This is a genomic window from Rhodococcus sp. FG69 (assembly GCF_057808915.1).
This window is the reverse complement of sequence record NZ_JBMDIX010000008.1, coordinates 101,800-115,466: the sequence shown is the minus strand read 5'-3', so window position 1 is coordinate 115,466 and position 13,667 is coordinate 101,800. Positions and strand designations below refer to the sequence as shown.

Genomic DNA, 13,667 nt, shown 5'->3' with positions numbered 1-13,667 from the left:
GGGAATCACGGGATCAGCACGATGGATCCGGTCGTACGACGCCCTTCGAGGTCCTCGTGCGCAGCAGTGGCTTTCGACAGCGGATAGCGTGCGCCGACTCGGATGTCGAGCGCACCGTCGGAGACCGCCTTGAACACCTCACCTGCACGCCATTCCAGTTCACTGCGGTCACGAACGTGGTGGGCAAGCGTAGGGCGCGTCAGGAAGAGCGAACCTGCCGAGTTGAGTCGCTGCGGGTCGAACGGCGGCACCGGACCACTCGCAGCACCGAACAGGGCAAGCGTTCCGCGAACACGCAACGCCGCCAGGCTCTGCTCGAAGGTCGCGGCCCCGACGCCGTCGTAGACCGCGTGGACACCCTGACCCTCGGTGAGTTCGCGGACCCGCGCGGCAATGTCGTCGTCGTACCGCACTACATCGGATGCGCCTGCGGTGCGCGAGAGTTGCTCCTTCTCGTCCGTGGATACGGTGCTGATCACCCGGACACCCCGAGCGACCGCAAGCTGGGTCAAGATCAACCCGACGCCACCCGCGCCGGCGTGGACGAGGACGGTCTCACCGGACCGTGCAGGGTAGGTGGACCGGATCAGGTAGTGCGCAGTCATGCCCTGGAGCAGCGTCGACGCGGCCTGGTCGGCCGGCACACCTTCGGGCACTGCCACAGCGCTCCGCGCGGGGACCAGGACTTGCTCGGCATAGCTGCCCGGGGCACTCGCCCAGGCGACGCGCTGGCCTACGAAGAACTCACTCACCTCGGCGCCGACATGCTCCACGACGCCGCATCCCTCCTCACCCGGCACGTAGGGGAGTGCACGGCTGTACAACCCACTGCGGAAGTACGTGTCGATGAAGTTGACTCCTGCCGCCTCGACCCTGACGAGCAGCTCTCCTGGCCCGGGGACCGGCTCTGGAAGGTCGACCGTAGTCATCACCTCGGGGCCACCGTGTTCTCGAATCTCCACTGCGCGCATGCTCCCGTTCTACACGGGCGGCAAAGGCAGGTATCGGCGCGGCCGAAGTTACCGGCGGGTATCGTCTCCAGGTATGGCGACCGAAGCAGAGAACACGACATCGGACACGGACGCGGGCACCGATACGAAAGTGAAGGTACCGCCTCATGCGCTGTCCGCGATCAAGGCATTCGTCGGCGAACACGGTGGTACCGGAAACGTGGTCATTCAGCCGATCGGCCGGGTAGGCACGCGGGTGACTCTCGTCGGTGCCGACGGCGTTCTCGGTGATCAGGTCGTGGAGAACAACGACATCGCCCACGCGCTCGTCGACGCGGTCGACGGACTCACCGAGTCCGAATGGGATCGCGAACTGGTCAGTTCGGTCAATCCTGCTCGCGGGCACTACCGCAAGATGGCCGGGTGGGTTGCTCGACAGACTCGCTTCCCCAAGGCGCGCAACTCAGCGATGGAATAGAGCTCGAAAAAATTCGGCACTCGCCGGAACCATTCGACGGTTCGTTGCGTCGAAACATATGGAGAGGTAGTCGGTCGTCTGAGGGGGAGACCGGCTACCTCTCCTCCGTCATACTGTGCTCGGCTCCACACTTGGCGTCCGCACTCGGCATGCAGCCCATACGGCTGCCGTTGCGGCGGTGCATGCTCCTGCTCCCGCCACATGCACGGCAACGAGTGCGGCAGGCACGTCGGTCAGATACTGAACGATTCCGATGAGCGCCTGCGCGAGCACGATCGCGACGACTATCTTCAAGCGTTTCTTGACCATCTCCGGAGCCCTGACTGCGTAGAGAGCGAATCCGAGGCCGACCAGCAGCGCGAGATAGCCCACCAGGAGTTGTGAGTGCAGGTGGACGAGCGTCACTACCTCCACCTGGAAGCGGGGGACGGGTTCGTCGATGCTCTTGTCTCCTGCATGCGGGCCGGCCCCCGTGACCATCGTGCCTGCGATGAGAACACCGGCGAGCAGAATTCCGGACAACCCGGTGAGAAGTCGCAGAGGTTCGGGAACCGTCTTCGTCACCAGCGAGTCGGAATCCCGTTCACCGATCTTGAAGTACAGCAGCGTCGCCAACCACACCATCGCCATCGATGCGATGAAGTGGATGGCGACGGTCCACCACAGGAGGCCGGTGAGCACGGTGACTCCACCGAGAATGGCTTGCACGACGGTTCCGAGTGGCATCAGCCATGCAAAGACGAGGACCCCGCGGCGACGGCGTGCGCGAGTGACCGCGAGCACGATGGCCGCGGCCGCGAGTACAACCACGAACGTGAGCAGCCGATTGCCGAATTCGACGGCCTGGTGCAGGACCGGAACTTCGGAGACACCGACGGGTGTGAAGCTGCCGGGAAAGCACTGCGGCCACGTCGGACATCCGAGACCGGACGCGGTGACGCGCACGATCGCGCCGGTCACAGCTATCCCACCCTGGGTGAGGATGACGATGAACGCCAGGATCTTCTGCACCCGCAACGACGGCAGTGGCAATCGGTCGACTAGACGCAGGAACACTCGATACAGCACGTGACGATGGTAAACGGCGGTCAACTACAGGCTGTCGTTGACCCCGTCGGCCTGCTCAGGTGAACCGGAAGGTACGTACCGCGAGCCAGCCGCACAGCAGCGCCCACCCGGTGAGGACGGCTATCCCGAACCAGTCCAGCGAGCCGGTGACGGCTTGACCGAGCGCTTCGGCGAGAGCGCCGGACGGAACAACTCGCGCGATGGTGTGCAGCGCGGTAGGGAGTTCCTCGGCCAGTACGACGAGCGAGCCTATTCCCAGCATGACGAACCAGAGAATGTTGGCGAGCGCGAGAACGATCTCGGCTCGCAGAGTCCCGCCGAGCAGCAGGCCCATCGTCGCGAACGTCACGGTCCCGAGTGCTATCACCACTGCACCGAGAAGTAGACCGGCTGGGGCGGGTCGCCATCCGAGTGCAAGTCCGATCGAGCCCAGCACGACCGACTGCAGGACGACGACCAACAGTACGGCGGCCGCCTTGCCCCCGATGATTCCCCACTTGGGCAACGGCGTCGCACCTAGGCGTTTCAGCGCGCCGTAGCGGCGGTCGAAACCTACTGCGATGGCTTGGCCGGTGAAGGCCGTCGACATGACGGCCACCATCATCACTGCCGGAACGACCTGGTTCACCGGTTCGGTGCCCATCGCGCCGAGCGGGAGCAGAGTCAGCCCGACCAGGAGGGTGATCGGAATGAACATGGTGAGCAGCAGTTGTTCACCGTTTCGCAGCAACAGCTTCAATTCGAGGAGCGATTGCGCCGTCAACATGACCATCGGCGAACTGGGCTGCGGTTTCGGGGCGAAGAGCCCGACTTCGAAGCGATTGTCGGCCACCCGGACATCTCTGCGCGCCGTCATCGTCTCAGCTCCCTGCCGGTCAATTCCAGAAATACGTCTTCCAGGCGCCGTTGATCAACCTGGAGTTCGGTGGCAAGGACGTCTTGTTCGGCGCACCACGACGTGACCGTGACCAGGATCGGCGGCTCGATGACGCCTTCGATCACATATGAACCAGGTGTCTCTTCGGTCGGGTGGTAACCGGGAGGCAGAGCCGCATCGAGCAGCGACAGCTCGAGACGCGGAGGGGCGCTGAATCGCAACCGGCCCTCGGCGCCCTGTTTGGTCAGCTCGGACGCGGTCCCGGAGGCGACGATCTTGCCGTGATCGATGATGACCAACTCGTCGGCGAGTTGCTCTGCTTCGTCCATCAAGTGTGTCGTGATGAGGACGCTGACGCCGTCGCGGCGAAGTGCGTCGATCAACTCCCACACCAGCAACCGTGCCTGCGCGTCGAGCCCTGCGGTCGGCTCGTCGAGGAAGACGAGTTCGGGACGGCCGACAATGGCGCATGCCAATGCCAGTCGCTGCTGCTGCCCACCGGACAGACGTCGATACGGGGTCTTGACGGCGTGTTCCAAGCCAAGACAATCGAGAAGCCAGTCGGGGTCGAGGGGGTCGGCCGAGTACGACGCGACGAGTCGGAGCATCTCACCGGCTTTCGCCCCCGGATAGGCGCCACCGCCCTGCAGCATGACGCCGATGCGCGGGCGTAGCTGTGAGGATTGACCGACAGGATCGAGACCCAGTACGCGAACGGTCCCCGAGTCCGGAGTGACGAATCCTTCGCACATCTCCACCGTGGTGGTCTTGCCTGCGCCGTTCGGGCCGAGCAGCGCCAGTACCTGCGCTTGACCGACCTCGAGTCGGAGGCCATCGACCGCCGCCACGCCGTCGTACGTCTTTCGTACGTCGGTCAACTGCACTGCGGGCTGCGCCGACTTCGACGCCCCGCTTCTTCTCTGCGCACCGGCGATCACGAGGAACCAGCGTATTCCTCGCCCGCGCGGCCTGGCACCGGTGGTCCGGTCGTGCCGCGCCACGGCAGACTGGAGCGGGTAAGCAGAAACAGGATTCCAATGGTCAAGATGGTCATCACCGCTGCTTGAACGATCTGGAACGGCTGGTACTCGCTGCCGTTCGGCATCAGGATGACACTCACGATCGAGGAGAAGGCGATGGCCGGTCCGCGGAAAGCGCGAGTCGTCGCCCACGCCGCGAGTGGGGTGACTGCCCATAGCAGGTACCAGGGCTGGACCACCGGGAACAGAAGTACCACCGCACCCAGAGTCACCCCGAGAGCTCCGACCGGATGCAGACGTCCCTTCAGTACCGCGACCAACATGCGTAGCGCGACGAACCCGGCGACGACGGCGGCAATCGGACGCGTGAGACCGAGCACAGCAGTCGTGTGGTCACCCAGCCCGAGCAGAACCCCGGCGAAACCGGTGCCGAGGCCCAGGATCGTCGGTATCGACATCCAGCTCCGCACAACGCCCGCCGTACCGAGTGTATTGATCCACCCGAAGCCCAACCCACTGACGACGCTGACCCCGCCGATGATCACGATGGCGACGGCACCGAGCAGCGCCGCGGACGACAGGACCGCCCGCGGCGTCCCACCCCATCTCCTGGCAAGCGCCATTCCGACGAAACCGAGGGCGATCAACGACGGAATCTTCACCGTCGACGACAACGCGATGAGGCCGGCACCGGCTATCAAGAGCAACAACGGCTTTCCTTGCAGCGGCTTCGCGGACGCTATTGCACGTAGACCCAGCTCAGTACCCGCCAGCATCAGTCCGATCATCAACGCCTCGTTGTGAATACCTGCCACGAGGTGAAAGAGCAGGAGGGGGTTGGCCGCGCCGAGCCACAGCGCGCTGACCGAGGCGACACCACACCGACGTGCCAGGCGGGGAAGCGCCCACACGATCAGCGCGACCCCGGCGAGGGCGAGCAGGCGATGAAAGAAGATGCCGGCGACGATGTTCTCTCCGGTCAACCACGTGATTCCTTTACCCATCCAGAGAAACAGTGGGCCGTAGGGTGCTGGGGTGTCGCGCCAGATGTTCGGCACCGTACGAGTGAGGACGTTGTCGACGCCGAGGGCCCCAGCGGGACCGATCGCATAGGGATCGAGTCCGCGGGCGGTGATCTCGCTCTGCGCGAGATACGAGTAGACGTCGCGGCTGAACATCGGGGGCGCGACGCACAGCGGCAGGATCCACAGCAGGAGCGTCCGGTCCAACTGAGACCGCGTCATCCGACGAGGTACGTTTCCGTCCCGGAGCCGACCTACTGCGAATCTGCCGAGGAGCAACCAGGCCAGCACCACCATGACGGTGCCGATCATGGTTACGGTCAGAGCGGTCGTCGCCATCCGAGAGGGAAGGCTGAGTATCCGGATTCCGACGACGGGGTTCTGAAGCACCGGTTGTGCCCCCGCTCCCAGCGCACCGAGAGACATCATGATCGCTCCGGCGGCGCCGAAACGTCGAATTCCGCGCAGTTGACGGGTCTCGGTTTCGTTCAGACCGGGCGCTTCGGCCTCGTCGCCGTGAAGGACCGAAACACTGGACGAGGGTTGGTTCGCATCGAGACCGACGATGCGTCTGACGGTGTGGGCGACGCGCGCGCGAATCGGCAGTTCTGGTTCCGGCCGAGTCTCGTCGGAGTTCAGCTCGTCTGCGGTCGGTGGCACGTTGGCAGCGTAGCCGTGACCACTTCGAACGTCTGAAGGCCGCTAGCGCTGACGCGTCCGGGGAGGTATGCAACTCCTTGCGGGGACGCTGTATTCCCTGGTCCCGCCATCGGGTGAAGAAGGGCACCCTTGCTGGACCGGTGCCGACAATTCCGTCACACTGGTGTTGTGAAAACAGCAATGAGCTCTACGCGTGCGGACGGAAGTGCCGATGTCGGCATGACTGCTCCGCCGGGAGTCGAGGCTGTGCTGAGTTCTTCGGCTGCTGGTCAGGCTACCGCGGGCCAGGAAGGACACACTCGGTCTGCCGTGGTGACACTTCTTCTCGAAGAGGGTCCGATCACCGCCTCGGATATCGGTAATCGACTCGGCTTGAGCGCAGCAGGCGTTCGCCGTCACCTCGAAGCTCTCATCGACAACGGGGAAGCACGTGTCGCGCCGGTGCGCGCACTTCGTCAGCGCGGTCGGGGCCGCCCTGCCAAGCACTTCCAGCTGACCGCCGTTGGACGCAACAAGCTCGGCCATACGTACGACGATCTTGCCGGCGCTGCGATGCGTCAGCTGCGCAAGATCGGTGGTGACGCCGCAATCGAGACCTTCGCACGCCAGCGAGTCGATGCGATCGTGGCGGACGTCGAACCCGTGGACGGTGACCGTCCCGCTGACGTCGAGGAAGCCGCCGACAGGATTGCGGACGCATTCACCGCAGCTGGTTTCGCCGCATCGACGCGGGTGGTGGGCAACGGTGTACAGATTTGCCAACACCACTGCCCGGTCTCGCACGTCGCCGCAGAATTCCCCGAGCTCTGCGATGCGGAGCGTGCGGCGTTCTCCGAATTGCTCGGCACCCACGTGCAACGCCTCGCGACCATCGCGAACGGCGACTGTGCCTGCACCACCCACGTACCCCTCAACATGCCGACCAGACGAACCACCCCCTCGACAGTGTCCGGCGCGCAGCCCCGCGCCGGAGAACGCACAAGCCTCCGGAAGGAGCTCGCATGACCGTCACACCAGATCAGGTGACACCAGCAGCGCCGATGACCCCAGCAGTGCCGATGACGCAGGACGAGACCATTGCCTCGCTCGGCACCTACGGCTACGGCTGGTCCGACTCGGACGTTGCCGGTGAAAGCGCGAAGCGCGGCCTTTCGGAAGCAGTCGTGCGCGACATCTCTTCCAAGAAGAGCGAGCCCGAGTGGATGTTGGAAGCTCGGCTGAAGGCGCTGAAGACCTTCGATCGCAAGCCGATGCCGAACTGGGGTTCCAACCTCGACGGAATCGACTTCGACAACATCAAGTACTTCGTGCGCTCCAGCGAGAAGCAGGCTGCAACGTGGGAGGACCTGCCGGAGGACATCAAGAACACCTACGACAAGCTCGGCATCCCCGAGGCGGAGAAGCAGCGCCTGGTTTCCGGTGTCGCCGCTCAGTACGAGTCCGAGGTGGTCTACCACTCGATCCGTGAGGACCTCGAAGCGCAGGGTGTGTTGTTCCTCGACACCGACACCGCGCTCAAGGAGCAGCCGGAGCTGTTCCGCGAGTACTTCGGCACCGTGATTCCCGCAGGCGACAACAAGTTCTCTGCGCTGAACACGGCCGTATGGTCCGGTGGATCGTTCATCTACATCCCGCCGGGCGTTCACGTGGACATCCCGCTGCAGGCCTACTTCCGGATCAACACCGAGAACATGGGTCAGTTCGAGCGCACGCTGATCATCGTCGACGAGGGTGCCTACGTGCACTACGTCGAGGGTTGCACCGCGCCGATCTACAAGTCGGATTCGTTGCACTCCGCCGTGGTGGAGATCATCGTCAAGAAGGGCGGTCGTTGCCGCTACACGACCATTCAGAACTGGTCGAACAACGTCTACAACCTGGTCACCAAGCGCGCCAAGGCCGAGGCAGGCGCAACGATGGAGTGGGTCGACGGCAACATCGGCTCCAAGGTCACCATGAAGTACCCGGCCGTCTGGATGACTGGTGAGTACGCCAAGGGCGAGGTTCTCTCGGTCGCGTTCGCCGGACCGGACCAACACCAGGACACCGGCTCGAAGATGCTGCACCTGGCGCCGCACACCTCGTCGAACATCGTCAGCAAGTCGGTGGCGCGTGGCGGAGGCCGCACGTCGTACCGCGGCCTGATTCAGATCAACAAGGGCGCGTACGGTTCGCGCTCGACGGTGAAGTGCGATGCGCTGCTGGTCGACACGATCTCGCGCTCGGATACCTACCCGTACGTGGACATCCGCGAGGACGACGTCTCGATGGGACACGAGGCAACCGTGTCCAAGGTCAGCGACGATCAACTTTTCTACCTGATGAGTCGTGGTCTGACCGAGGACGAAGCAATGGCGATGGTCGTGCGAGGTTTCGTCGAGCCGATCGCTCGTGAGCTCCCGATGGAATACGCGCTCGAGCTCAACCGGCTCATCGAGCTTCAGATGGAAGGGTCGGTCGGATAAGTGAGCAATCCCCTTGCAGGAGTTCCTCTCGACGGAGTGATCGGCGCAGTCAACTCCGAAAACCCGACCTCGGGCCGGGAAGACAAGTCGAAGCTCGTCGCCAACAAAGGTGCTCAGTTCACCTCGTACGACGTCGACGCCTTCGAGATTCCATCCGGGCGCGACGAGCTGTGGCGCTTCACACCGCTTCGGCGGCTGCGTGGTCTTCACGACGGGTCTGCGCCGGCCACCTCGGGCGCCGATATCGCTGTGTCCGCCCCCGACGGAGTGACGATCGAGAAGGTCGGTCGTGACGACAAGCGTCTCGGCGTCGCCGGCGTCCCTGCGGACCGTGTCGCAGCGCAGGCGTATTCGGCGTTCGCAGAGGCAACCGTGGTGACTGTTGCATCGGAGGTCGAGGTCGACGGGCCCGTCGACATCACGATCACCGGACCCGGCATCGATGCAGTGGCCTACGGGCACCTGCAGATTCGGCTCGAGAAGTTCGCGAAGGCCACCGTGGTGATCGATCAGATCGGCAGCGGAACGTACGCCGAGAACATCGAGTTCATCGTCGACGACAGCGCACAACTCACCGTCGTCCTGATTCAGGACTGGGAGATCGACACCGTGCACGTTGGGGCGCACCACGCTCGCCTCGGTCGCGATTCGGTACTCCGCCACTTCAACGTAAGTCTCGGCGGCGACCTGGTTCGCGTCAGTCCCACGGTCCACTACGACGCTCCGGGAGGCGACGCGGAGCTCTTCGGTCTGTACTTCGCCGATGCCGGTCAGCACCTCGAACAGCGACTGCTGGTGGACCACACGGCTCCCAAGTGCAAGTCGAATGTGCTCTACAAGGGCGCACTTCAAGGTGAGACCGGGCCGGGAAAGGTCGACGCACACACTGTGTGGATCGGGGACGTGCTCATTCGCGCGGAAGCCGAGGACACCAGCACGTTCGAGTTCAATCGCAATCTCGTCCTCACCGACGGTGCACGCGCGGACTCCGTGCCGAACCTCGAGATCGAAACGGGTGAGATCCTCGGCGCCGGACACGCAAGTGCCACCGGCCGATTCGACGACGAGCAGTTGTTCTACCTGCGCGCCCGCGGAATTTCCGAAGAAGCCGCCCGCCGATTGATCGTGCGCGGCTTCTTCCACGAGATCATCGACCGGATTCCGGTCGCCGCGGTGCGCGAGCGACTCGACGCCGCAATCGAGACCGAACTCGCCCTGACCGGCGCCTAGTCATTTAAACGAACTTCGTAAGGAAACGTCATGTCCACGCTAGAAATCCGCGACTTGCACGTCAGCGTCGCCAACTCGGACGCCTCCGCAGATCCGATCGACATCCTCAAGGGAGTCGACCTGACGGTGAAGTCCGGCGAAACCCACGCCATCATGGGTCCCAACGGATCCGGCAAGTCCACGCTGTCCTACGCGATCGCAGGACACCCCAAATACACCGTCACCTCGGGGACCATCACCCTCGACGGCGAGAACGTTCTCGACATGAGCGTCGACGAGCGTGCTCGTGCAGGCTTGTTCCTCGCGATGCAGTACCCCGTCGAGGTGCCCGGCGTGTCGATGTCCAACTTCCTCCGCACGGCCGCGACCGCTGTCCGTGGAGATGCACCGAAGCTTCGCCTGTGGGTCAAAGAAGTGAAGAACGCGATGGGCGAGCTGGAGATCAAGGACGAGTTCGCTGACCGTAGCGTCAACGAAGGGTTCTCCGGTGGCGAAAAGAAGCGTCACGAGATCCTTCAGCTCGGTCTGCTCAAGCCCAAGATCGCCATCCTCGACGAGACCGACTCAGGGCTCGACGTCGATGCGCTTCGCGTGGTGTCCGAGGGAGTCAACGCATACAAGGAGCGCGAGGACGGCGGAGTTCTGCTGATCACGCACTACACGCGAATCCTGCGATACATCAAGCCGGACTTCGTACACGTCTTCGTCGGCGGCAAGATCGTCCAGTCAGGCGGCGCAGAACTCGCCGACGAGCTGGAGTCGAACGGCTACGCCGGATTCACGCAGGCTGCAACGACCGGAGCGTGACCATGGCCAGTCCTGCACCAGCAACCCTGAACGAGAGAACATTCGACGTCTCGTCGGTCCGAGCGGACTTCCCGATCCTGGCTCGGACGGTACGCGACGGCAAACCGCTGGTGTATCTCGATTCCGGTGCCACGTCTCAGCGGCCGGTGCAGGTGTTGGATGCCGAACGTGAATTCCTGGTCACGTGCAACGCTGCTGTCCATCGGGGTGCGCATCAACTCGCGGAGGAAGCCACCGACGCGTACGAGGGTGCTCGTGCGCTCATCGGATCGTTCGTCGGAGCAGATGCCGACGAGCTGGTGTTCACCAAGAATGCGACCGAGTCGTTGAACCTGATCGCCTACGTGCTCGGGGACGATCGCTTCGACCGCCACGTCGGGCCTGGCGACGAGATCGTCATCACCGAGTTGGAACATCACGCGAACCTCGTTCCCTGGCAAGAACTTGCCCGGCGCACCGGAGCGACGCTGCGCTGGTACGGCGTGACCGAAGACGGACGGATCGACCTCGACTCGCTCGAACTGACGGACGCGGTCAAAGTCGTAGCATTCACTCATCAGTCGAACGTCACCGGCGCCGTGGCACCCGTCGAGGAGCTCGTGCGTCGAGCGCACTCGGTCGGTGCGCTCGTCGTCCTCGACGCCTGCCAGTCGGTTCCGCACATGGCAGTCGACTTCCACGCGCTCGACGTCGACTACGCCGCTTTCTCCGGGCACAAGATGCTCGGACCGTCGGGCGTCGGTGTGCTGTACGGCAAGGCCGCTCTCCTCGAGGCGATGCCGCCGTTCATCACCGGAGGGTCGATGATCGAGACCGTCACCATGGAGAAGACGACGTACGCGCCGCCGCCTCAACGGTTCGAGGCCGGAGTACCTATGACGTCGCAGGTCGTCGGATTGGGCGCTGCAGTGCAGTACTTGGACGCGATCGGGATCGATTCCATAGCGGCACACGAGAAAACGCTCGTCGCAGCAACTCTCGCCGAATTCGGCGCGATCGACGGCCTCCGTGTGATCGGACCGAACGACAACGTGAACCGCGGTTCTGCCGTCTCTTTCGTGGTGGACGGAATCCACGCCCACGACCTCGGTCAGATCCTCGATGACGAGGGTGTTGCGATACGCGTCGGACACCACTGCGCGTGGCCGCTGCACCGCCGGTTCGGTGTTGCTGCAACAGCACGGGCGTCGTTCGCGCTGTACAACACCGTCGACGAGGTAGCGGTTCTGGCCAGCGCGATTCGGCGTGCTCAGCGTTTCTTCGGGGGCACCCTCGGAGCAGGAGACGCCTGAGATGCGAATGGAACAGATGTACCAGGAAGTGATCCTCGATCACTACAAGCATCCGCATGGACGAGGCCTCCGCGAACCGTTCGGCGCCGAGGTGCATCACGTCAATCCGACGTGCGGTGACGAAGTGACGCTGCGTGTTCACATCGACACCGATGGCATCGTCGCCGACGTCTCTTACGACGGCCAGGGATGCTCCATCAGTCAAGCGGCCACCTCCGTCCTCACCGACCAAGTCGTCGGGCACTCGGTCGACAGAGCGCTCGAGATCGTCGAAGCATTCAGTGCGATGGTCGGGAGCCGGGGTAACGTCGAGGGGGACGAGGACGTCATCGGTGACGGGATCGCCTTCGCCGGTGTCTCGAAGTACCCGGCTCGCGTCAAGTGCGCATTGCTCGGGTGGATGGCTTTCAAGGACGCGGTTGTTCGAATAGTAGAAGCTCCGCACGAAGAACCCGCACGATCGTAGAGGACTGAAAGCATGACCGAAACACCCGTTACAGGTACACCCGAAACTGCGCCGGCGGCACTGACTGCCGAGGAGATCAAGGTCCTGGAGGACCTCGAAGAGGCGATGCGCGACGTCGTCGATCCGGAGCTCGGCATCAATGTCGTCGATCTCGGGCTGGTGTACGACATCAAGATCGACGACGAGGACGTCGTCACCGTCGACATGACATTGACCTCGGCGGCGTGCCCGCTCACCGATGTCATCGAGGATCAGGCCCGTGGCGCACTCGTGCGTAGCGGCCTGTGTTCCGATCTCAAGATCAACTGGGTCTGGCTGCCACCATGGGGCCCGGACAAGATCACCGACGACGGCCGCGAGCAGCTCAGGGCGCTCGGCTTCACCGTCTGACGAGTTTCAGGCGCCTTTGCGTTCGGCGGTCTTCTTGGCTGCCGTCTCCTTGGCCGGTGCTTTCTTCGCGGCTGCTTTCTTCGCCGCCGCTGAATTGGTTGCAGCCTTCTTGGCAGGTGCTTTCTTCGCCGGAGGTTTCTGCGCGTCCGTTTTCTCGGCCGACGCAGAACTCTTCGCGTTTTTGCCGGCTGCTTCCACGCTGCGCTGCAAGGCGGCTACCAGGTCGACTACCTCTGCGTCCTCTCCGTCGTCCGAGGATGCCTCCTCGGTACGGATGACCTTCTCGCCACCGTTGGCGATCGTGTCGTCGATCAATTTGCGAAGCTCGATCTGGTAATCGTCGGTGTACTCGGTCGGGTCGAAGTCCGAGGACATGCTCTCGACGAGGGACGTCGCCATCTTCACTTCCTGCGGCCGGGCGTCAGGCGCGTCGTCGAGGGACGGAAATTCCGCGGCACGGACCTCGTCGGGCCAGAGCAGGGTCTGAATCACCAACACATCGTCCCGTACGCGAAGCGCAGCGAGGCGTGTCTTCTGCCGCAATGTGAAATGGACCAGAGCCGTGCGCTCGGTGTCCATCAGCGTTTGGCGCAGGAGCACGTACGCCTTCGGTGACGACGAATCCGGCTCGAGGAAGTAACTCTTGTCGAACAGAATCGGGTCGATCTGGTCGGTCGGAACGAATTCCAGCACCGGTATTTCGTGCTTCTCGGCGGCCGGCAGTTTGTCGAAGTCCTCGTCGGTGATGATCACCCGTTCACCGTCGGGGGAGTCGTACGCCTTGTCGATGTCGGCGAACTGCACCGACTTGCCGCATTCGGAGCACACGCGGTCGTACTTGATCCGACCGCCGTCCTTCGCATGCACCTGGTGGAATCTGATGTCGTGTGTCTCGGTGGCGGAGTACACCTTTACCGGGACGTTGACGAGTCCGAAGGCGATCGAGCCCTTCCAAATGGAACGCATGGGGTTCATGATTCCC

The 13,667-nt window shown here is 63.5% G+C and carries 14 protein-coding genes; 8 read left to right on the top strand and 6 right to left on the bottom strand.

Translation table 11 applies throughout. The features are described from left to right. Window positions 1-5 precede the first annotated feature (5 nt). Window positions 6-971 carry a quinone oxidoreductase family protein gene (locus ACODSO_RS08765; protein ID WP_489036480.1) on the bottom strand — a complete coding sequence of 322 codons (966 nt, stop codon included), beginning with the start codon at window positions 969-971 and terminating at the stop codon, window positions 6-8. A 73-nt stretch (window positions 972-1,044) separates the two neighbouring features. Here ACODSO_RS08765 and ACODSO_RS08760 point away from each other — a divergent pair, with 73 nt between their 5' ends. Further along, the gene (locus ACODSO_RS08760; protein WP_489036478.1) at window positions 1,045-1,428 is read left to right on the top strand and encodes a hypothetical protein; all 384 of its coding nucleotides are present in this window, start codon (window positions 1,045-1,047) and stop codon (window positions 1,426-1,428) included. 108 nt (window positions 1,429-1,536) lie between these two features. Here ACODSO_RS08760 and ACODSO_RS08755 read toward each other — a convergent pair whose 3' ends face one another. The 4 genes from ACODSO_RS08755 to mptB are packed head-to-tail and all read right to left on the bottom strand — an operon-like array spanning window position 1,537 to window position 6,035. Beyond that, complete coding sequence (locus tag ACODSO_RS08755) at window positions 1,537-2,496, bottom strand: COX15/CtaA family protein (protein ID WP_489036476.1); 960 nt, start codon at window positions 2,494-2,496, stop codon at window positions 1,537-1,539. A gap of 55 nt (window positions 2,497-2,551) precedes the next feature. Further along, window positions 2,552-3,352, bottom strand: coding sequence for an ABC transporter permease (locus ACODSO_RS08750; RefSeq protein ID WP_489036475.1), 801 nt, complete (start codon window positions 3,350-3,352; stop codon window positions 2,552-2,554). Beyond that, window positions 3,349-4,311: an ABC transporter ATP-binding protein gene (locus tag ACODSO_RS08745; protein ID WP_231912308.1), complete on the bottom strand. Its 963-nt coding sequence runs from the start codon at window positions 4,309-4,311 to the stop codon at window positions 3,349-3,351. Before ACODSO_RS08745 ends, ACODSO_RS08750 begins: the two co-directional genes overlap by 4 nt. Beyond that, on the bottom strand, window positions 4,308-6,035 hold the full coding sequence (gene mptB / locus ACODSO_RS08740; RefSeq protein WP_489036473.1) for a polyprenol phosphomannose-dependent alpha 1,6 mannosyltransferase MptB: 1,728 nt from the start codon (window positions 6,033-6,035) through the stop codon (window positions 4,308-4,310). The genes ACODSO_RS08745 and mptB overlap by 4 nt, the downstream gene beginning before the upstream one ends. Before the next feature lie 180 nt (window positions 6,036-6,215). On the opposite strand from mptB, the gene ACODSO_RS08735 reads away from it, so the two are divergent. The 7 genes from ACODSO_RS08735 to ACODSO_RS08705 are packed head-to-tail and all read left to right on the top strand — an operon-like array spanning window position 6,216 to window position 12,685. Next, on the top strand, window positions 6,216-7,040 hold the full coding sequence (locus ACODSO_RS08735) for a helix-turn-helix transcriptional regulator (RefSeq protein WP_489036547.1): 825 nt from the start codon (window positions 6,216-6,218) through the stop codon (window positions 7,038-7,040). A 53-nt stretch (window positions 7,041-7,093) separates the two neighbouring features. Beyond that, window positions 7,094-8,500 carry a Fe-S cluster assembly protein SufB gene (gene sufB / locus ACODSO_RS08730; protein ID WP_442971309.1) on the top strand — a complete coding sequence of 469 codons (1,407 nt, stop codon included), beginning with the start codon at window positions 7,094-7,096 and terminating at the stop codon, window positions 8,498-8,500. Beyond that, window positions 8,501-9,730 carry a Fe-S cluster assembly protein SufD gene (gene sufD, locus ACODSO_RS08725; RefSeq protein ID WP_489036471.1) on the top strand — a complete coding sequence of 410 codons (1,230 nt, stop codon included), beginning with the start codon at window positions 8,501-8,503 and terminating at the stop codon, window positions 9,728-9,730. Window positions 9,731-9,760: 30 nt separating this feature from the next. Beyond that, window positions 9,761-10,537: a Fe-S cluster assembly ATPase SufC gene (gene sufC / locus ACODSO_RS08720; protein ID WP_068368416.1), complete on the top strand. Its 777-nt coding sequence runs from the start codon at window positions 9,761-9,763 to the stop codon at window positions 10,535-10,537. 2 nt (window positions 10,538-10,539) lie between these two features. Next, window positions 10,540-11,829, top strand: a complete 1,290-nt coding sequence (locus tag ACODSO_RS08715) for a cysteine desulfurase (protein ID WP_489036470.1) — start codon at window positions 10,540-10,542, stop codon at window positions 11,827-11,829. A 1-nt stretch (window position 11,830) separates the two neighbouring features. After that, window positions 11,831-12,295 carry a Fe-S cluster assembly sulfur transfer protein SufU gene (sufU, locus tag ACODSO_RS08710; protein WP_068368410.1) on the top strand — a complete coding sequence of 155 codons (465 nt, stop codon included), beginning with the start codon at window positions 11,831-11,833 and terminating at the stop codon, window positions 12,293-12,295. 12 nt (window positions 12,296-12,307) lie between these two features. Continuing rightward, complete coding sequence (locus tag ACODSO_RS08705; protein WP_068368407.1) at window positions 12,308-12,685, top strand: metal-sulfur cluster assembly factor; 378 nt, start codon at window positions 12,308-12,310, stop codon at window positions 12,683-12,685. Between the two features lie 6 nt (window positions 12,686-12,691). Here ACODSO_RS08705 and ku read toward each other — a convergent pair whose 3' ends face one another. Continuing rightward, the gene (gene ku, locus ACODSO_RS08700) at window positions 12,692-13,651 is read right to left on the bottom strand and encodes a non-homologous end joining protein Ku (RefSeq protein ID WP_489036468.1); all 960 of its coding nucleotides are present in this window, start codon (window positions 13,649-13,651) and stop codon (window positions 12,692-12,694) included. Between the last annotated feature and the right edge of the window lie 16 nt (window positions 13,652-13,667).